The organism is Halalkalibacter oceani (assembly GCF_023715705.1).
GTDB lineage: Bacteria > Bacillota > Bacilli > Bacillales > Bacillaceae_D > Halalkalibacter > Halalkalibacter oceani_A.
Genome location: NZ_JAMBOS010000030.1, coordinates 13,131 through 32,017, shown reverse-complemented (window position 1 = coordinate 32,017; position 18,887 = coordinate 13,131). Strand labels below are relative to the sequence as shown.

18 protein-coding genes and 2 pseudogenes are annotated in these 18,887 nt (G+C 47.3%); 6 read left to right on the top strand and 14 right to left on the bottom strand.

Annotation, left to right across the window (positions count from 1 at the left end; genetic code table 11):
- Positions 1-19: 19 nt before the first annotated feature.
- From M3212_RS19105 to M3212_RS19090, 4 genes and pseudogenes are all read right to left on the bottom strand, one after another.
- Positions 20-1,201, bottom strand: a pseudogene (locus M3212_RS19105) (MFS transporter).
- A gap of 217 nt (positions 1,202-1,418) precedes the next feature.
- Positions 1,419-2,620 (bottom strand): annotated as a pseudogene (locus tag M3212_RS19100) (UPF0236 family transposase-like protein).
- 188 nt (positions 2,621-2,808) lie between these two features.
- Positions 2,809-4,065, bottom strand: a complete 1,257-nt coding sequence (locus M3212_RS19095) for an ABC transporter permease (protein ID WP_251195552.1) — start codon at positions 4,063-4,065, stop codon at positions 2,809-2,811.
- Entirely contained in the window at positions 4,058-4,957 is a 900-nt protein-coding gene (locus tag M3212_RS19090; RefSeq protein WP_251195551.1) for an ABC transporter ATP-binding protein, read from the bottom strand. Before M3212_RS19090 ends, M3212_RS19095 begins: the two co-directional genes overlap by 8 nt.
- 258 nt (positions 4,958-5,215) lie before the next feature.
- On the opposite strand from M3212_RS19090, the gene M3212_RS19085 reads away from it, so the two are divergent.
- Both M3212_RS19085 and M3212_RS19080 read left to right on the top strand, forming a co-directional pair.
- A complete protein-coding gene (locus M3212_RS19085; RefSeq protein WP_251195550.1) occupies positions 5,216-5,395 on the top strand; it encodes a YhzD family protein in 180 nt (59 codons plus the stop codon).
- 82 nt (positions 5,396-5,477) lie between these two features.
- Positions 5,478-5,939, top strand: a complete 462-nt coding sequence (locus M3212_RS19080; protein ID WP_251195549.1) for a YobA family protein — start codon at positions 5,478-5,480, stop codon at positions 5,937-5,939.
- 354 nt (positions 5,940-6,293) lie between these two features.
- On the opposite strand, the gene M3212_RS19075 is transcribed toward M3212_RS19080, so the two are convergent.
- Positions 6,294-7,136: an HAD family hydrolase gene (locus tag M3212_RS19075; RefSeq protein WP_251195548.1), complete on the bottom strand. Its 843-nt coding sequence runs from the start codon at positions 7,134-7,136 to the stop codon at positions 6,294-6,296.
- Positions 7,137-7,298: 162 nt separating this feature from the next.
- Here M3212_RS19075 and M3212_RS19070 point away from each other — a divergent pair, with 162 nt between their 5' ends.
- The gene (locus M3212_RS19070; RefSeq protein ID WP_251195547.1) at positions 7,299-7,484 is read left to right on the top strand and encodes a hypothetical protein; all 186 of its coding nucleotides are present in this window, start codon (positions 7,299-7,301) and stop codon (positions 7,482-7,484) included.
- Positions 7,485-7,579: 95 nt separating this feature from the next.
- Here M3212_RS19070 and M3212_RS19065 read toward each other — a convergent pair whose 3' ends face one another.
- Positions 7,580-7,933 (bottom strand): YlbF family regulator, encoded by a 354-nt coding sequence (locus M3212_RS19065; protein WP_251195546.1) that lies wholly within the window; start codon positions 7,931-7,933, stop codon positions 7,580-7,582.
- 110 nt (positions 7,934-8,043) lie between these two features.
- Entirely contained in the window at positions 8,044-9,183 is a 1,140-nt protein-coding gene (locus tag M3212_RS19060) for a DUF445 domain-containing protein (protein ID WP_251195545.1), read from the bottom strand.
- A gap of 129 nt (positions 9,184-9,312) precedes the next feature.
- Between M3212_RS19060 and M3212_RS19055 the strand changes: the two genes are divergently transcribed.
- From M3212_RS19055 to M3212_RS19045, 3 genes are all read left to right on the top strand, one after another.
- The gene (locus M3212_RS19055) at positions 9,313-9,483 is read left to right on the top strand and encodes a hypothetical protein (RefSeq protein ID WP_251195544.1); all 171 of its coding nucleotides are present in this window, start codon (positions 9,313-9,315) and stop codon (positions 9,481-9,483) included.
- Between the two features lie 427 nt (positions 9,484-9,910).
- Positions 9,911-10,810, top strand: coding sequence for a PucR family transcriptional regulator (locus M3212_RS19050; RefSeq protein WP_251195543.1), 900 nt, complete (start codon positions 9,911-9,913; stop codon positions 10,808-10,810).
- Between the two features lie 115 nt (positions 10,811-10,925).
- Positions 10,926-12,023 carry an ABC transporter ATP-binding protein gene (locus M3212_RS19045; protein ID WP_251195542.1) on the top strand — a complete coding sequence of 366 codons (1,098 nt, stop codon included), beginning with the start codon at positions 10,926-10,928 and terminating at the stop codon, positions 12,021-12,023.
- Between the two features lie 148 nt (positions 12,024-12,171).
- On the opposite strand, the gene M3212_RS19040 is transcribed toward M3212_RS19045, so the two are convergent.
- The 7 genes from M3212_RS19040 to M3212_RS19010 form a co-directional block, all read right to left on the bottom strand.
- The gene (locus M3212_RS19040; protein ID WP_251195541.1) at positions 12,172-12,501 is read right to left on the bottom strand and encodes an NIPSNAP family protein; all 330 of its coding nucleotides are present in this window, start codon (positions 12,499-12,501) and stop codon (positions 12,172-12,174) included.
- A 66-nt stretch (positions 12,502-12,567) separates the two neighbouring features.
- Complete coding sequence (locus M3212_RS19035; RefSeq protein WP_251195540.1) at positions 12,568-13,737, bottom strand: iron-containing alcohol dehydrogenase; 1,170 nt, start codon at positions 13,735-13,737, stop codon at positions 12,568-12,570.
- A 72-nt stretch (positions 13,738-13,809) separates the two neighbouring features.
- Complete coding sequence (locus M3212_RS19030) at positions 13,810-14,586, bottom strand: SDR family NAD(P)-dependent oxidoreductase (RefSeq protein WP_251195539.1); 777 nt, start codon at positions 14,584-14,586, stop codon at positions 13,810-13,812.
- Positions 14,587-14,711: 125 nt separating this feature from the next.
- Positions 14,712-14,957 (bottom strand): hypothetical protein, encoded by a 246-nt coding sequence (locus tag M3212_RS19025; protein WP_251195538.1) that lies wholly within the window; start codon positions 14,955-14,957, stop codon positions 14,712-14,714.
- Positions 14,958-15,033: 76 nt separating this feature from the next.
- Positions 15,034-15,246, bottom strand: coding sequence for an alpha/beta-type small acid-soluble spore protein (locus M3212_RS19020; protein WP_251195537.1), 213 nt, complete (start codon positions 15,244-15,246; stop codon positions 15,034-15,036).
- A gap of 155 nt (positions 15,247-15,401) precedes the next feature.
- Positions 15,402-17,279, bottom strand: coding sequence for an AMP-binding protein (locus tag M3212_RS19015; protein WP_251195565.1), 1,878 nt, complete (start codon positions 17,277-17,279; stop codon positions 15,402-15,404).
- A gap of 75 nt (positions 17,280-17,354) precedes the next feature.
- Entirely contained in the window at positions 17,355-18,878 is a 1,524-nt protein-coding gene (locus M3212_RS19010) for an acyl-CoA carboxylase subunit beta (RefSeq protein ID WP_251195536.1), read from the bottom strand.
- Between the last annotated feature and the right edge of the window lie 9 nt (positions 18,879-18,887).

Sequence of the window (18,887 nt, the reverse complement as noted above, 5' to 3'; positions counted from 1 at the left end):
TAATCATTTCTTTATAAAATCAACCTTCTCTAACAGCCATGCGTTTCCTCTGCCAACCTACCGAAGCAATCGTCGTAATAGCTAAAACAACCATTCCGAGAATAAACGGATACGTAATATCAACATCATACAAAACGCCAGCAAGCAAAGGCCCAAGTATATTACCAATACTCATGTATGCATTGTTCAGTCCCATCGCAAATCCTTGCTCATTGCCAGCCATTTTAGAAACCAACGTTGTAAGGACTGGTCTCAAAATGGATGTGGCCAGGAAGATGATCAGTGTGACGATGAAAAACAGAATGTAGCTGGAAGCGAAAAATGTTAGTAAAAATCCTACTGTTGCAACTCCTAGAAAGGTGCTAAGAACAGTACCCTCTCCGTAACGAGCTACAATTCGATCAACAATAAATAGCTGCGCAATCACACTGATGATCCCTGTTGCCGTAATCATGACCGCAATTTCCTGTGGTGTTGCGCCAAATTGGTTATCGACAAAAAGACCGAGCACGGATTCATACGCCATTAAACCAAAGCTCATAATAAGCGTGATTACGAGCGGAATAAAGTATGGTTTTCGAACCGATTCAACAATCATTTTTGCCATTGGATCTGGTTTTGAATCAGACATTAAGTTTCCAGCTTCTCCACTTTCCTTTAGGACAATGACCGAAAAGAACACCGCTACAAGCGATACTAATGCCGAGACAAGGAGGGGAGCTTTTAATCCAAAGTCAGCCAAAAATCCACCAATACCAGGACCAATGACAATTCCGAGAGACAAGGCTGCTGAAATTAAACTATTCCCCCTTGCACGCTGCTCTTCAGACGTAATGTCTGCAACATATGCAAAAATAGCAGGAATCAGAAGCGCCGCACCAATTCCACCAATAATACGTGAAAAATACTAAACCCAAACCGAGCCTGAAAAGTAAAAGACAAACGCCGATAACGTTAGTCCAGCAAGCCCTGCAATTATCATCTTTCGTCGTCCGTACTGATCAGCCCATTTTCCAGCAACTGGAGACATCAGAAACTGAGCAGCTGCGAAAATCGCAATCATTAGACCTGCTGCTGTCCCTCCTTCTCCAATTGACTCAAGATATGCAGGTAGGATTGGAATAATAATGCCAAAGCTACCGATCGCGATAAACATATTAATCATTAAGATGATCATTTTCTTTCGTTGTTCTGGTGACACCGTGCATTCCTTCTTTCTTCACATACTATTTCATTTTCAAAAAGTTAACATGGGAACAAATTGCCACTTAAGTATCCTATATAGTTTTAATCGTTATGTCAATAAAATGTTTTATCAAGATTGTGTCAACCTTTTGTGGGAGGAATATTTTCCATTCTCATAGGTGTAAGCGAATTCAGAATGTTAGGGTTCTCCTCTGTTAAGAATCTTAGGGCTTTTAAAAGCCTTTCAAGTCTTTCAGTGCTCGGTAAACTGGAATATTCGCTCTTTGTTTGAGATACATGATGTTATTTCGTGTCGCTTCGCCAATTGTACTCTCGACCTTCTCCACAAAGTACTTGGGAGGACGTTCTTCCTTTGGCTCTGTCCATTTTTCAACGCGTCCCATTAGTGTTTTGAGAGGGAGTTTATCCATTAATGCAACCATCGCTGTCATCATGGCACTAGCGCCTTTTTTAACCCAACTTCGTCCATTCTTCAAACGTTTCGCAAAAACACTCATGGTTCCCTCAGCACTTCCCATTGAGCGGAACCCTGTCGGATCAATCCCCTGATCTTTCAGCCATTGTCTGTAATCTCCCAATGCTTCGGGGTACTGTTCAAGCTGATGAATCAACGCCTCTAAACGCTCTTCTTTCGCTTCTGTCTCAAGCGTTCCCACTGCACTGTTGAGCTCTGTTATAAGTGTTTCTGCATCGTACTTTGCGAGGGCTTTCTGCATGGCTCGATAACGCCTGTGATCTCGAAACAGTCTCCTGATATCACGTGCCACATGGAAACGATCAATCGTGATTGAAAATAGTCTCGACAAGCGGTAATCCAAGTCGCTCCATCCCCGTTAATGACAAGTCGATGCACCGCTGGATCATAGTCAAACGCCTCCATGAGAAACGTCTCAAGCCCCTCCCAAAACGGTTCTTTCCCCCGATGAACATAATGTCGCTTCTCCTTTAAACTCACCCTTTTTCCGTTGACCTCCCAGCCTTGATGAACCGCTGCGATTTTCTCTTCTTTCCCTTTGATTCGTTTCTCTTGTCGCTTTAGATACAGTCCCTCGATAAACAATACTGGATGTGTGATAGGCTGACGGTCTTTCTGCGTCGCTTCTACTTCTAACAGATGTTGGCGAATGGCTTCATGACTAATGACACGATAACCAAGAAGAGTCTCAAGCGTGTTCGATGCCTTTCGGTAGGAAGGACTTGTCACAGCGAGCTCAATCTCACCAAATAAACTGTCTATTTTTAGAGGCCGTTTATCTTTATAATGGAAGCGTTGCTTATCACGTTGTTGCACAATTTCTTCGTCATATTCCTCTAGTATGCAGGTCATCACACTTGAGAAGGTTTCCTGTAACTTCCTCCAAACTAGCTGTTCAAGTTCTTTTAAAGTTGGGTATTCTGTGTTATTCTTTTGCATAGGGTTTCTCCTTTGAATCGGGTTTTTGTCGACTATGATTCTACCAAGGAGAGACCCTTTTTTCATGCATTTTGCTTAAACCCTACCGCGCTTTCGCTTGGTGGCCTGATCAACCAGGTAATGAACTTCCATTACCTGGTTGATCAGGTTAATTCTTCTCCCACAAACATTTTACTCATACCTCTCTTTTACCGTTCCTGCTTCGACAGCTGAAACGCCTTTTTTAAATCCTTAAGTGCCGAACTCTTGCCATACATCAGCACGCCCCCTTTAAAAATACGGCCTCCAATCGCCGCCAGCACCGCAATGGTACCAAGAAGAATTACAAGGGCCAAAATGACCTCCCAGAGCGGAACAGGCAGCATGCCGACACGGAGAAACATCAGCATCGGTGTAAAAAACGGAATGAAGGACGCCACGGTCACGACCGTCGACTCAGGCGCGTTCAGCCCGAACATCGCCAGGAAAAAGGCTCCGATCACGAGGAAGTTGACCGGCCCGAGCACTTGATTGACATCCTCCACCCGGCTGACGATCGAACCGAGTGTCGCTGACAGCGTCGCATAAAGGAAATAGCCTAATATAAAGAACAGGATGGCATAACCGAGTAAATCAAGCGGCAGCTCCTCTGACAAAAAAGCACCCGCCAATGAGCTTCCGTCGGCCTGCATCATCAAACTGACAGCACCGACCAGGAACAACAAACCATATTGCGTCAGCGCCAGCAAGCCAATGCCGACGATCTTACCGAACATTTGCGTGATCGGTGAAACCGTCGATACAAGAATTTCCATCACACGTGATGATTTTTCGGTGACAACCTCCGTCGCGATCATGTTTCCAAATAACAGCACCGTAAAATAAATAACAAATAACAGCACATAGACGATCATTTGCGCCTGCATCAATTCACTTTCTGATTTAGCCGTTTCACTGATCGTCGTCAGTTCAAAGGAGATCGGCTGGTAGATCCGCTCCAGTTCGACCGGGCTGAGGCCAAGTTCGACCGTCAAGCGCGTCTCCTTCACATGCTGCAAAGCCTGCTGCAGCTGGTTGGGCGCGAACGTTTGTGTTAAAGAATCAGAGAAATACTCTCCTTCGAGCTGCCCCTGTTGATCATAAGAGATCCTCAGAGCCGCATCATAGTCTCCTGCTTCGACGCTCTGACGGGCTTCTTCCAGCGTCTCCGCTTCTCCGGCAAAAATAATCCGTTCGGTAAACGGCTGCAGCTGGTCCCTTAACGGATCAATCAGCTCATCCGTTTCATCGACGACAACAATATGAGTGGCTGCCTGCTCCGCATCCTGCTCGAACATCGTAAAAATCCGCTCCATATTCATGAAAAAGAGGACGAAGAGAAGCGTAATCGCCGTCGTAACGAGAAAGGTTTTCGTAAGCAGCTTCTTTGTATACGTATGGCCGACGATAATCCAGAAATTACGCATAGCTCTCCCCTACCTTTTCGATAAAAATATCGTGCAAGCTCGGCTCTTCCACTTCGAACTTGCGGACAAAGCCTTTTTCGGCAATAAATTGAAAGATATCTCTCGCGACATCCTCATGCTCGACCTGGAGACGAACCCCTTCTGCTGTCTGGCGATACTTCAGCACTCCGGCTTGATCGGCTAATGACGACAAATCGTAGTCGCCCGCAATAAAGACATTTTTCTTGGCGAACGATTTCTTGATCTCGCGCAGCCTTCCGTATACAACCGGCTTCCCGTGATGAAGAATACAGAGATGCTCGCACAGCTCCTCAACATGTTCCATTCGGTGACTGGAAAATACTATCGTTGTGCCGTTCTGTTGCAAATCCATTACGGCGCCTTTTAATAATTCAACATTAACCGGGTCAAGCCCGCTGAAAGGCTCATCGAGAATAAGAAGCGCCGGTTTATGGATAACGGCGGCGATGAATTGGATTTTCTGCTGATTGCCCTTTGACAGCTCTTCAATTCGCTTCGTCGCATATTCCGGTACTTTAAACCGTTCAAGCCACTTTTCCATTTCAGTTAAAATTGTAGCCTTGTCCATGCCCTTTAGCCGCCCTAAATAAAGGAGCTGGTCTTTCACCTTTAGTTTCGGATATAATCCGCGCTCCTCCGGTAAATAGCCGACCTCATTCGTGCGCTGATAGGTGATTTCCTCACCCTTCCAGCTAATTTTCCCTTCAGTCGGCTGCAGCAGTCCGAGCAGCATCCGAAAGGTCGTCGTTTTTCCGGCACCGTTTGCCCCGAGCATCCCAAACATTTGCCCCGCTGGTACGGTAAGCGTCAGGTCATCGACAGCGGTGAACGCGCCAAAGCGCTTCGTCACATTCGTAATATCAAGTCCCATCCATAGCCCTCCTTGCCCTTTTTTCTCTCTTTGTCTCTTTAGAAATACGATTAAACGCCCTTGTCGTTTCATTTTCTTCATCAAGCCCATTTTAGCACGGGCATCAGCCGGAATCATCTCGATTCAACTTCCATTTTCTGTATTTTCGATATCCTCTCTTAGTCCCAAAACGCACTTCTCCGGTTGATTGGTTATTTTTGATTGATTATGATCCGGCTCCATTTTAAACTGAAGTAAAAAGGGAAAGGGCTGACAGAAATGGAATACACATTGACCGTTTTTCACGCTACAGGCGAGCTTGCTTTCGAGGATCGGATTAAGGCTGAGACAGACGAAGCTGCCAAAGCACTTGCAGAAGAGAAGCTGCGTGAACGTCAGTATCACAACCAGACGCACCGCTTAACCCGTTCAGGAACGCTGCTCTTGTTTCATCGCTAGCAAAAAAAAGGAGGAGTTCTCATAAAAAAAAATTATCTTCATCCATGTCACGATGCTATTAATTTGTATGCTGGGTTTGGTATTGTTTAAAAATCACGTTACCGGACAATTGGAACAACCTGCTGACTTTAACGGGGGAGATTTTGAAGGCTATGCTGTTAAAACAGAGGGAAACAATCTGCTAATCACCAATTATTTGAATGGAGACAGCTCGGGAGTTTGGCTCTCCTCTCAAGAGCCTGTCCCTATTGAACTCGGGCAATATGTCAGAGTATGGTTTAAAAATGGGCAGGCTCTCGGTACTCAACCGCTAAGAGCGGAACTTGACAGCTTTGAAGTCGTGACGATCGCGCCACCAGGCCATTCAGCCTTGACTGAGGCCGAAGCAATACAAAAAGCCTTAAATCAAATAGAAGGCGATAAACATATGCAGGTTCCCGTGGTAAAATCGATTATTTTTCATGAAGAGGACAAACGATGGTCGATTGAAATGCTTAATATGTATAACCATAAGATGATCACAATTAAAGTTGATGATGCATGAAACGTACTAACATTAGGAGAAGGGAAGGAAGGTCGACCAGTCACTAGGATTCATTAAAATCCGTATTTGAAGCGATAGGGATCTATTCAAAACCAGTTGAAAAGTTTCTACATGATTACCCATAAGCAACGGTGAGACTCAACAGGGCGGTAGTCCGAGGAGGCTCACCAGCTTCCCGCGGAAAGCGAAGTCTATTTCAGGAGCGGTGGACTTCCCCTTATGTAGGCTTCAGACTAATCGTAAGAAGGAGCTGAACCAAAACGTGTCAACGGATTTTTTTTGATCATCATCCAATTAGATCAGGGTGTGCCAGAAGGACAATGAACTCCTTTTTAGCACACCCTATGTTTATTGTTATAATTGCACACGCAGCTGCTTACGAAAAACCTCTCTGATCATGTAAGAGACACCGTTCTGCTCATTGGAACGCGTCAGCCAGTCGGCCGCATCCTTAACTGCCGGTGTTGCATTGCCCATCGCGACGCCAAGACCAGCCTGCGACACCATTTCGACATCATTGTCATAGGCGCCAATGGCGACCATTTCACTTGGCTCAATACCAAGATGCCGTCCCAATTCGATCAACCCCCGCGCCTTTGAGGCTTCGGCATGAACAAAATCATAGCGGCCTGCGCCTGTTTCCATCACATGAATTCCTTTTACCTGTTTTTTGATTTGCTGGATGGCTTTTAACTCCTCAAAATCATTAAAGAATTGTACTTGAACTTTTGGAGGCGGACTCGCATCCTTCAGCATTTGCTCACTTACCGAGTCGACGAATGAAATCGGATAGTAAAGCGGATCGCCCACCCCGACCGTCATTTTGGCAATTAAATTACTTTTTTGCCGGACTCTGTTTCCGATCGCGTGATCCTCATATAGTACGCGGATGTGACATTCATATTGCTCAAGAAAATCCGAGAGCTGGATTGCGATTTCCGTCGGGATCGCCCTGACAAAGAGTGGCTCTTTGTTCGAAGAAGCGACAAAAGCACCATCATTCGTAATCAGATAATTCGATAATTTTAATGATTTCGCCACCTTTTTGGCTGATGGAAACGGCCTCGACGTAGCCAACGTCACATAGACCCCTTTTTGTTTGACATAGTCAATCGCATCCTTTGTCTGCCTTGCTATTCTGGCATTTGCTTTTAGCAATGTTCCGTCGATGTTCAGGGCTAGCAAGCGGTATGTCATCTTCCGTGTCCCCCTTTTCTCGTTGTCCATAATAAAAATGTGGATTCACTCTTCTCCCTTAGCTTATGAGATGAGCCCGAATGATAGAACTGCTCATTCTATTGAAAACCCGCCCGATCCGCTATATACTTTTGACTAACACTCATAAAGGAGTCTTGACCCGTGAAAAGATTGTTGTCATTTTATTTATTTCCTCCATTGATTCTGATTCTATTATCTATATCGAGCATGGAACGGCCTTTTGCCAATATTGGCATGACCATTCTCGCTTCCATCGCCCTTGGCCTGTTTGCCGGGTTTATTTTTCATATGGCCGCCCTGATTGGCAAAAAACTGACAAAGCATTAATCGAAAAAACAGGCAGCCCTGTCAGGACTGCCTGTTTTAAAATAGCCAAAGCCATAGCCTGTTTTAACTCAAATCGGCAAAAGGCTTCAACCCGCTTATTGCGGTTCCGGATTGCCGTAAATCGCTTCAAGCGGCTCTGTAATAATTTTGTTAATGTCGCCGATGATCACGCTTAAGCGCTGCTCTGCTTCCATCAGCTTTGAAATCAACTCATGCTGCTGGATCACTTCAAATTGCTGTTGAGCCTGCTGCGCCTCTTCTTCAGTGATTTGAACTCCCTGCATTTGCTTCTGCTGAAGATCAAGCTGAAGCCGGCGGAAATTATCAAGCATTTTCTTCGCAATCTCATCTGCTTCGATTTGCTCATGCAATGATTTCAAAGTCGTAAACTCTTCGCTTTCCGCTAAACCGCGCTTTAATTCCTGAGCCTTATCGTATACATTCGACATAAGGTAAGTCCTCCTAAAAAACATAGTCTTTTCGACTATAACATGTTCACTCCGACATTGCATCCCTTACAGTGAAATGAAGCAAATACTACAGTCGCTTTTCCTTTTCTTTACCCGAGCATCAGCACAATAAAACTTTGAATCAGACCGATAACGCCGCCTAGAAGCGCCCCGAGATAGGTGATCATTTTAAATTCGCGCCTTGAAATCGATAATACCAATTCCTCAAGACGCTCGACAGAAAAGGCTTGTACCTGTTCGCGGACAATTTCATCCAAATGAAAGCTCGCCAGTAATGTTTCTAAGTGAAGCGCAAGCCAATCGGTGAGCAGGTCAACCCCTTTTGGAATGATGGCCGTCGTAACGGTCTCTTTATATTTCGCCGCCCATTCGTTCAATGGCAGTTCAAGCCATTGATACACCGGGATTTGCCGTTCGGCTGTTTGCACGAGCCAGTCGACGGTCTGTTCTTCATTTAGAAATTCTTCAAGCTCGCCGAGACGCTTTTGTCTGATCTTATCCCATTCCTGAGTGAGCAGGTTTTCGACGAGCTGACTTGTTCCTTCATCACGGAAAAATTTGATCAGTTCAGGCTGGACTTTATCGACAAGCCGCTCATTTCCTAAAAACATCGAGACCATATTACCGATCGTCCCTTTTTGCGCGAGAAAGCGGTCAATCATTATGCTGAGCCGCTCTTTCCCCTCCGGCTGCTGCAAAAAATGCTGACCGCGCTCCAATAAATAGGCGGTCAGTTTCGGGATTTGCTGCTCTACCGCTCCCAACAAAGGAGCCGGCAGGAGTTGTTCCAGTGCTGTCTGTTGATGCCGGTCAAAAAAAGCGCGATATTTTTGCTGGACAAAACGCTCGGTGTGTTCCACCATCAGCTGCTTTGGCTCCTTGATCTCTGTATGCTCTTTCAGCAGCTGCGCGACGCTGACCTCACTCGCTGCCAGCTTCTTCACCTCGCCCTGAAGCCAGCTCGTCATGCCCGTTGTAAAAGCAGAGCTTTTGAGCTTTTTTGTCAGCCCTTCTGCTGTTAATAAATAGTCAACGACCATTTTTCCAAGTTGAGACGCTAATTCATCATGCCGCTTTGGAATTAATCCTGGCGTAAACGGCAAGCGCCATCCTCTAATTTTTATTTCCCTATATGGGCGAAAGAGCATTTTTATCGCTAATGAATTGGTCACACCGCCGATAATCGCGCCAATGATAACCATAAAGCCAATCAATCCTACTGTTTGCAACCGTGTGTCACTCCTTCAATGTTCTCTGCGATAGCTCTAGTATACGACACGTTGTTAGATCAAGCCAGCTTCGCCCGATGTATAAAAACATCCTCTCTCCGCCACGCTAATCGTAAAGGAGTGGGATAGATGTCAGCAGATAAAAAAGACTCTCAGCATGAAGGACGCGATAAATACTTTGTCGATGTTGACCGGATGATTAACGAAGGACTTGGCGGCGGCACCGTCAACGACCACCATGCCGGAAAAATTGAGCAAGCCCGTGATTTCAAGAAAGAGGATCCACCAGGAGAACAATAACCAAGCCCAACCAAATGGTCAAAAACCTTCCTTCTTTTCGCAACGGCTTCGCTCGCTTTGCCCGATAATAAAATCATTTATCGGCCTGTTTGAAAGCGGCTTCGCTCGTTCCTTCAAGCCCAACCAAATGGTCAAAAACCTTCCTTCTTTTCGCAACGGCTTCGCTCGCTTTGCCCGATAATAAAATCATTTATCGGGCTGTTTGAAAGCGGCTTCGTTCGTTCCTTCAAGCCCAACCAAATGGTCAAAAACCTTCCTTCTTTTCGCAACGGCTTCGCTCGCTTTGCCCGATAATAAAATCATTTATCGGGCTGTTTGAAAGCGGCTCCGCTCGTTCCTTCAAGCCCAACCAAATGGTCAAAAACCGACCATTTGGTTGGGCTTTTTGGTATACTGTTGGAAACGTATATGGGAAGGGGGATTGAGGATGATTGAGAAGGTGAAGCGGCAGTTTGCTGGGGCGATTTTTCCCGGGTCTTATCAGCCGGACGCAGAGGGTGTGTTGTGGTTTGAAGGAGAGGATGAGAAGCCGCTCGGTTTTATGAAGGCGAAGCTGACGGAAAATGAGCAAATGCTGTTATCGCTCCTGCTGAAGGCTTACCGGCCTTTGCCGCTGCCGAAGTCGGTTTCGGAAAAGCAATGGGCAGATTGGCTTTTTCATCAGGGGCAGCCGCCCAGTCAGCCTGAATCGGTACAATTGATTCACTTTTTGCTTGAGAAGCAGATTGAGGACGTTACCGCTTTTCAGCAAATTTGGGAGAGCGAGTTTGATTTGTCGATGACCTTTTTGTGGATCAGTCCAACAAGGGGAGTGATTGTCACGGATGCCGGGCAGCAGGACTATGAATCTCCTGATTATTTGAGCTTTTGTGAAGCTCTTTCGACTGATTTCTATGTCGATGTCACTCTGCTGATCGGATCGAGTCAGTCGATATCGTTGGCAAAATCACAATTCCAGTGGGAGTCGGCCTGCTTCGACCGTTTCGTTACGCCCAAAAAACGAAAACGCGTTTATTATGAATATGAGCTGATTCCTTACTTTTGGCTGCAATCCTTATCAGCGCAGGAACGGACTCAATTCATCAGCCGGATTTTCGACAAGGAGCTGCTCGCGGATCAAGAGCTGTTAAACAGCCTCCGCTTCTATTTCGAATCCAATCTCAATATTTCCGCCGCTGCCAAAGCGCTCCATATGCACCGCAACAGCCTGCAATACCGGATCGATAAATGGATGGAGCGCACGCGCTTTGATATCCGCCAGTTTCCTCAGGCTGTCGTCGTCTACGTTGCGCTGCTTTTACTTGAGGACGGCATTTATAGCAGATAAGCGATGCCGATTTGTCATTGTGCACAACGGCTCCGTAAAAGTTTGTGCAATGTTGCTATAGCTCTCCCTCCTATAAAAACTTACAATTCAAATAAGTGAAGGAGGAGGGACAATAATGGCAGAGATTCAATTAAAGAATGTGTACAAGGTATATGACGGGGGCGTAACCGCCGTGACCGACTTTAACCTCGATATTGAGGATAAAGAATTTATCGTGTTTGTCGGTCCTTCCGGCTGTGGAAAATCAACAACCCTGCGGATGATTGCCGGGCTGGAGGACATTTCAAAGGGTGACTTGTATATAGGTTCAAAACGGATGAATGATGTCGCCCCGAAGGATCGCGATATTGCGATGGTGTTCCAGAACTATGCGCTGTATCCTCATATGAATGTCTATGACAATATGGCGTTCGGTCTTAAGCTCCGCAAATTCAAAAAGGATGAAATTGACCGGCGGGTGAGAGATGCCGCAAAAATTCTCGGCTTAGAGGAAATGCTCGACCGTAAGCCGAAAGCGATGTCCGGTGGGCAGCGGCAGCGTGTCGCACTCGGACGGGCGATTGTCCGCGACCCGCAAGTGTTCCTTATGGATGAACCGCTTTCCAATCTCGATGCAAAATTGCGTGTACAAATGAGAGCGGAAATTATTAAGCTCCACAAGCGTCTGCAAACGACAACGATCTACGTTACGCATGACCAGACGGAAGCGATGACGATGGCGACACGGATTGTCATTATGAAGGACGGCTTTATTCAGCAGGTCGGGTCGCCGAAAGAAGTGTATGACAACCCAAAAAATATTTTTGTCGGCGGTTTCATCGGCTCTCCGGCGATGAACTTTCTTCAGGGCCGGATTGAAGGCGACTCATTCAGGACGGGCAATATCGCGATCAGCGTTCCGAGCGCCCGCTTAAAATTGTTAAAGGAAAAAGGCTATGATGGCGAAGAATTGATTCTCGGCATTCGCCCTGAGGATGTTCATGATGAGCTGGCGTTTATCGAGGCATCGCCCGGGACAAAGATCACCGTACAGGTTGATGTTGCAGAGCTGATGGGGGCAGAAACGATTCTTTATACGACGGTGGATGGACAGGAGCTGATCGCCCGAATCGATTCCCGCACCACAGTGGCGAGCAGCGATTCGATTGATCTCGCCCTCGATATGAACAAAGTCCATTTCTTTGACAAGGAGACTGAGCTTGTCATCAAATAAAGAGGGGTTATAAAGGGTGAGAGCCTGGGCAAAAAACTTCATTTTCGTAACTCTAAGAAGAGTAATGGCTCCGCTCATTACGAAAAAGCTGCTGAAAAAGTGAAATTCATACTTTTTCAGCAGCTTCCTTTGTCCCAGGCTCTTGTCATTATGACTTGTTTTTTCCGCCGATTGGCGAAAAGTCGGCGGCATAGAGCAGCTTCGATTCCTGCTTTTCTAGCATCGGAAATGCTGTCGGTACAAACTTTTCAATCCAGTCCGGGTCCTGATAAAGCTGTCTTCTTTTCACAGCGCGATCATCCATGCTCTCGTATTCCCATACATGAATGACCTGGTTCAGTTCGCCGATATCCGTGTACCACCAGGCAACGAGCTTGGCATATTTCGTAATAACCGGAAGACCCTTTTCCTCAAAATGCTTTAAATACTCTGGGACTTTCCCTACTTTAATCGTATACGTTCTCATTTCGTAAAACATGTTATCAGCTCCTTTTTTTGTTTCTACTATCACTGTACGGATCAATGACCGGTATGTAAAGAGGGTTCAAAGCTCCTCAGTGGCGTAAGCGCTTTTAATAATTGACGCAATATCCTCTGCCCGTGTCAGGCGAGGATTGGACAGGACATTTGCGCTTCTCATCGAGTCTGCGACCATTTGCGGCAAAAGATCCAGTGAAACCCCTAACTCTTTAATATTATTTGGTATATTCAAAGACTGGTTCAGCCGTTTGACAGCCTCAATTGCTTTCTCCCCCGCCTGAAGCGTAGTTAAACCTGTCACATCTTCACCGAGTGCGATTGCAATCTCCTTCATTTTTTCCGCGCAGGCCGGAAGATTAAATTCCATGACAAATGGTAGGAGCGTCGCATTGGCGATTCCGTGCGGAATATTGAATACACCGCCGAACGTATGGGAAATCGCGTGCACATTTCCTAAACGCGACTGCGAAAAGGCCACTCCGGCCAGCATCGAGGCAACGAGCATATTTTCCCGGCTCTCCGTATCCGTGCCGACAAAATAGGTTTTCTCTAAATCAGCGCCGATCATTTTAATCGCCTGAATCGCCAAAGCGCGACTAACAGGGGTCGCTTCCTTCGACACATAAGATTCAATCGCGTGGGTTAACGCATCCATTCCCGTAGCTGCTGTAATGCCTTGTGGCAGCTGCAAAATCAATTCAGGATCTAAAAAGGCGGCCTTTGGAAACAGATGAGGGCTAATAATGACCGCTTTAAACAGCGTCTCGCGGTCTGTAAAAACCGTTGAAGCAGTTGCCTCACTGCCGGTTCCCGCCGTCGTTGGTACCGCAAACAATGGAAGTGTCGGGTTCGGCAGCTTGCCAATTCCTTCATAGTCAAGAATGCTTCCTTCGTTTGTCACCATCGCCGCAATCCCCTTCGCAGTGTCGAGACTGCTGCCTCCGCCGATTCCAAGCACCGCATCACATTGCTCGGCGTTGAGAAAAGCGACTCCTTCATTGACCAGCTCCGCCTTCGGGTTAGGCTCTACATCATCATAAATGGCATACTCTATCCCGCTGCCGCGCAAGGACGCTTCAATTTTTTCCAGCAAATTCGCCTGTCTGACTCCTTTGTCCGTGACAATCAACAGCTTCTTTAGCTGATAGCTTTGCAACGTTTCTCCGATTTGACTGGAGATCCCGCGACCACATTTGATGACCGTCGGAATTGAAAATTGATAATTTTTCCCCATTTTTTTCCTCCTTCCTTTGTAAGCGCAATCATTTTTCGGTTAGGAATGATGGTCCGACCACAATAAATTCGCTTATGACTGCGGCGGAACGAATGAAGGATGACCGGCAAGGAATCCGCCATCAACCGCCAAAATATGGCCAGTGATGAAGCTCGCCCGCTCCGACACAAGAAACTCAACGGCTTCCGCGACTTCTTCCGGTGTTCCAAAACGCTGCTGAGCAGTCTGATTAAGCAGCTTCGTGCGGTAATCCGGTTCTTCCAATGTTTTTCTTGTCATTTCCGTTTCGATAAAGCCCGGGCTGACACCATTTACTTGAATATTATGCTTGCCCCATTCAACGGCCAAGAGCTTCGTATATTGGACAAGACCACCTTTCGCAGAAGCGTATGCACTTTGGTTAGGAGTAACGATATGAGACTGCATGGATGTAATATTTAATATTTTACCAGACTGCTGTTTAATCATCTGTCTGCCGACTTCCTGAGACATCCGGTACGCGCCACTTAAATTAATGTTTAATACTTTCTCCCAGTCCTCCTCCTGATAGTCTTCAGCTGGAATGCGAATATTAATTCCGGCACAGTTGACGAGAATGTCGATTCGGGCAAATCGCTGAATCACTTCAGTGACAAATTGTTTAACCGATTCTCGTTCGGAAACGTCGAGCACAAGGCCATGAACTTCTCCGATAGAGGAAAGCTCCTTTACGGTTTGCTTACTATCCGCTTCTGTACGGCTACCGAACACGACGAGATGGCCTGCTTCAAGAAGCCTTTTAACGACCGCTTTTCCAATCCCGCGGCTCCCTCCTGTTACGACGGCAATTTTTTGTTGTTCCTGTACCACAGTCTATTCCCCCCTGTTAACGTGATTATCCCTTCACTACCAAAGGAATATGCTTCACATTATATAGCCTTTCACAATATTTTTGCAAGAAAATTCGCTAAATTAGAAGGAAAAGGAGGAGAGGCTTACTGTTCTTTTACTTGATACACAAACGAGCTTGAACAGGATGGACAAATCATATAATGAGGACAAAGCTGCTCTTCGCGGTCATATTCGATCCCATTTGCCACTTTCGCTACTTCAATTTCTTCATAGGGCTTGTAGCTGTCTTCGTAATCCATAATTTTTCCAAAATCAACAGTGCGTATATGACACGTTTGACATATGTAATCAATTTGACTCATACCGTTGCAAACCAGACAGATCGCCATTTCGATACCTCCTTAAGGACACAGTCATTGTTTAAAGGGTGCCCTAAACGGACACCCTCTTTTTAAAGCCATTTCATTATTGTTGTTTAAATCCGCCCATTTGCTGTTCAGCCATTTGGACAAGGCGCTTCGTGATTTCTCCACCTACAGAACCGTTAGAACGAGAAGTTGCATCGGCTCCAAGCTGCACGCCAAATTCTTGCGCAATTTCATATTTCATTTGATCAAGCGCTTGTTGTACACCAGGTACAAGAAGTTGGTTTGAGTTGCCGTTATTGTTGCTAGCCATTTGATTCACCTCCTTCTGTACTTCTAGTGTGGTTTTTTTAGAGACAGATATGTACGCACAAGCTGTGTAATAAATGGAAAAAGAGACTGAAGCAAAAGATGGTTTTACCTTTTGGTTCAGCCTCGAAGCAGTGTGCGAAGTCTGCGTCCCTTGGATTATTTCGGACGCAGTGCTTTGATCTCGTTTACGATCTCGGGATTTTCAAGGGCGGTTTGGTTGCCTACCTCTTCGTTTACATAGCTTGCCTTCAAAATGCGCCGCATCACTTTTCCATTTTTTGTTTTTGGCAAATCACGAATAAAGTGGATCGTCTGCGGGACGAACGCTTTTCCCAACGTCCGGGCGAGATGAGTCTGAAGCTCCTGTTTTAATGACTCATTTGCCGTCATTTCCTTGCGGAGAACTACAAAGCAGACCGCCGCCTCTCCTTTTACCGGATCGGGAATGCTGATCGCCCCTGCTTCATGGACGGCGCTATGGCTGACCAGGGCAGTTTCAAATTCATTCGGTCCGATCCGCTTTCCGGCGATCGTAAACGTATCGTCCGAACGCCCGCTGATTCGCCAATAGCCTGACGCGCTGCGGACAGCCGTGTCGCCATGCACCCAAACAGATGGCCAGCGGGACCAATATGTCGCGATATAACGCTCCGGCTCGTTCCAGAACCCGTTCGTCATCCCGACCCACGGCTTTGTCAAAATCAGCTCACCGGCTTCTTCTATCACCTCTTTCCCATCCGCCGAATAGACGGTAGCTGCCATTCCCGGCAAGGCGGCATTAAACGAACTCGGCTCAATCGGCCGGATCAGAATATTTCCTAAAATTCCGCCGGCGATTTCCGTGCCGCCCGAATAGTTGATGATCGGCAACCGGCTTTTGCCAACATGGGTAAACAGCCATTCCCACGGCTTATCATTCCACGGTTCACCTGTTGAAGCCAGCACCTTTAATTCAGACAGCTTATGCTTTTGCGTCCACTGTTCACCATGCTTCATCAGCGCCCGCACCAAGGTCGGCGAAAGACCGAAATGAGTCACCTTGTACTCAGCTGCCAGCTGCCAAAGCCGATCGGGGGCCGGGTAATCGGGTGCACCTTCATAAAGCACGATGGCGGCACCATTAAGCAAGGCACCGAATATAAGAAATGGTCCCATCATCCAGCCAAAGTCGGTGTACCAAAACACGCGGTCCTTTTTGTTCACATCCATGCAAATCCCGGCATCGAAGGCCGCTTTCAATGGAAAGCCGCTATGTGTATGGACGGTGCCCTTCGGCTTTCCGGTCGTTCCCGACGTATATAAAATCATCAACGGATCGTCGCTGTTCATCGTTTCTGTTTTTTTTAGCGGGGGTGAGCGAAGCAGTTCGGTCCACTTTACATCACGTCCCTCTTTCCATGAAGTAGCAGCGTTTAGCCGTTCAACGACGACAACATGCTGAACAGTCGGGCACAAGGCTACTGCCTGATCAAGCTCCTGCTTCATCGCAATCTCCTGCCCTTTGCGGAGGTAGCCGTCAGCGGTAATGACGGCTATCGCATCAGCCGCTTGAATCCGTGTCGCGACGGCCTCGTATCCGTAGCCGGAAAAAATCGGCGAAAAAATCGCGCCGAGCTTCGCAATCGCCATCATCGCAATGACCGTCTCCGGCACCATTGGCATATAAATCATCACTACATCGCCACGCTGCACGCCAAGCTTCTTTAATCCAGCGGCAACTCGCTCCGTTTCCTCTGTCAGCTCCTGAAAGCTCATCTTCCGCTTTTGCCGGTCCTCACCTTCCCAAAAAAGAGCCGGCTGTTCACAGGATTCCACTGCAGCGCTCCATTTTTTAACCGCATTATAGCTGGCATTGAGCAGACCGCCACGGTACCAAACCGGCCATTCGATCCCCCTTGTCGGATCATAAGCCTTTTCATAGCGACTGTACCAGCTGATCCCCAGCTCTTTTTCCGCCTGTTCCCAAAACCAGCCGAGATCGGTAATCGAGCGCTTGTAAAACTCTTCGTAATCGGTAAAACCAAGCCTTTCCATCCATTGATAAAGCCTTGTTCTTTCGATTTCGTCCGCTGTAGGACGCCAGCTTTTTTCCACAGCTCTACTCCTTTCTTACACGGGATACACAGGGTGCTTCCGTTCGCTAAATGTTCTTTCCTCTCCTTCATAAGCGGAAAAGCGTCGGGTTAGCTCCTTTCGTAAATCATCGCCTTTTACGATCCCGTCAACGACCATTTCCGAGGCAAGATGATAAATATCAATATCCTCCTGATAGGCTTTTCGACGCTCCTCGATAAAAGCCTTTCGCTTCTCCTGTGGAAGCTCGGCAATTTTTTTCGCATATACGGCCTGTACGGCAGCTTCCGGCCCCATGACGGCAATTTGCGCCTGCGGCAGGGCGAGACAGCAATCCGGCTCGAACGCGGGACCGGCCATCGCGTATAACCCTGCACCATATGCCTTGCGAATAATTACGGAAATCTTCGGGACAGTCGCTTCGGCCATCGCAGCGATCATTTTCGCACCATGACGGATAATCCCCGCGCGTTCGACTTTTGTCCCGATCATAAAGCCCGGAATATCGGCGAGAAATAGCAGCGGAATATGAAAGGCATCACAGAGCGTCATAAATTTAGCGGCCTTATCAGCTGAATCTGGAAAAAGCACACCTCCTTTTACCTTTGGCTGATTCGCCACAATCCCGATCACCCGTCCGTCCAAACGAGCGAATCCGCTAATCAGCTCAGGCGCGAACAGCTTCTTCCATTCAAAAAAGGAGTTCTCATCGATCAGCCGCTCGATCAGCTGATACATATCAAAGGGTGTATTCTGATTGGCAGGAATCAGCTCGTCAATCGAGCCGGGTGCAGGAGGGTGCACCTCAGCCTGGGCCGGCCGTTCCTTATAGCTCGCCGGAAAATAACGCAAATAATCACGGGCAAACCGGATCGCTTCCTCCTCTGTCGCCGCCAGAATATCGCCGCAGCCCGACACCTGACAGTGCATCCGCGCTCCTCCCATTTCTTCAAGCGTCACTTTCTCGCCAATGACCATCTCGGCCATCCGCGGCGAGCCTAAATACATCGACGCATTGCCGTCAACCATGATCACCGTATCGCAAAAAGCGGGAATATAGGCGCCGCCGGCGGCGGATGGTCCGAATAGAAGGCAGACTTGCGGCACCTTGCCCGACAGCTTGATCTGCTGGTAAAAAATCCGCCCTGCTCCGCGCCGGCCCGGGAACATTTCAACCTGATCGGTAATTCTCGCCCCGGCGGAGTCAACTAAATAAAGCAGTGGAACGTGAAGCTTTTCAGCGGTTTCCTGCATCCTTATCATTTTTTCGACCGTTTTGGCCCCCCATGATCCCGCCTTGACGGTCGAATCATTGGCAATCACGCAGACGGTCTGTCCATTTATCTTGCCTATCCCCGTAATAACGCCGTCAGCCGGCAGCCCTTCCGCTAACGCATTGGCAAACAAACCATCCTCCAGCGTTAGTCCGTCGTCCAAAAGCAGCTCAAGCCGCTCACGGACAAACAGCTTGTTTTGTGCTTTATTGCCGGCATGGTATTGTGGCTTTCCGCCGGCGCGAAGCTTCTCTGTCAGCTGATGAAATGTATCTTCCTGCGTCATTTTTCTCCC

What these genes read in the sequence shown, in the direction of transcription:
- M3212_RS19095 (WP_251195552.1), bottom strand. Translation starts at nt 4,065, where the DNA reads ATGCGTAATTTCTGGATTATCGTCGGCCATACGTATACAAAGAAGCTG.
- M3212_RS19090 (WP_251195551.1), bottom strand. Translation starts at nt 4,957, where the DNA reads ATGGGACTTGATATTACGAATGTGACGAAGCGCTTTGGCGCGTTCACC.
- M3212_RS19085 (WP_251195550.1), top strand. Translation starts at nt 5,216, where the DNA reads ATGGAATACACATTGACCGTTTTTCACGCTACAGGCGAGCTTGCTTTC.
- M3212_RS19075 (WP_251195548.1), bottom strand. Translation starts at nt 7,136, where the DNA reads ATGACATACCGCTTGCTAGCCCTGAACATCGACGGAACATTGCTAAAA.
- M3212_RS19065 (WP_251195546.1), bottom strand. Translation starts at nt 7,933, where the DNA reads ATGTCGAATGTATACGATAAGGCTCAGGAATTAAAGCGCGGTTTAGCG.
- M3212_RS19055 (WP_251195544.1), top strand. Translation starts at nt 9,313, where the DNA reads ATGTCAGCAGATAAAAAAGACTCTCAGCATGAAGGACGCGATAAATAC.
- M3212_RS19050 (WP_251195543.1), top strand. Translation starts at nt 9,911, where the DNA reads ATGATTGAGAAGGTGAAGCGGCAGTTTGCTGGGGCGATTTTTCCCGGG.
- M3212_RS19045 (WP_251195542.1), top strand. Translation starts at nt 10,926, where the DNA reads ATGGCAGAGATTCAATTAAAGAATGTGTACAAGGTATATGACGGGGGC.
- M3212_RS19040 (WP_251195541.1), bottom strand. Translation starts at nt 12,501, where the DNA reads ATGTTTTACGAAATGAGAACGTATACGATTAAAGTAGGGAAAGTCCCA.
- M3212_RS19035 (WP_251195540.1), bottom strand. Translation starts at nt 13,737, where the DNA reads ATGGGGAAAAATTATCAATTTTCAATTCCGACGGTCATCAAATGTGGT.
- M3212_RS19025 (WP_251195538.1), bottom strand. Translation starts at nt 14,957, where the DNA reads ATGGCGATCTGTCTGGTTTGCAACGGTATGAGTCAAATTGATTACATA.
- M3212_RS19020 (WP_251195537.1), bottom strand. Translation starts at nt 15,246, where the DNA reads ATGGCTAGCAACAATAACGGCAACTCAAACCAACTTCTTGTACCTGGT.
- M3212_RS19015 (WP_251195565.1), bottom strand. Translation starts at nt 17,279, where the DNA reads ATGGAAAGGCTTGGTTTTACCGATTACGAAGAGTTTTACAAGCGCTCG.
- M3212_RS19010 (WP_251195536.1), bottom strand. Translation starts at nt 18,878, where the DNA reads ATGACGCAGGAAGATACATTTCATCAGCTGACAGAGAAGCTTCGCGCC.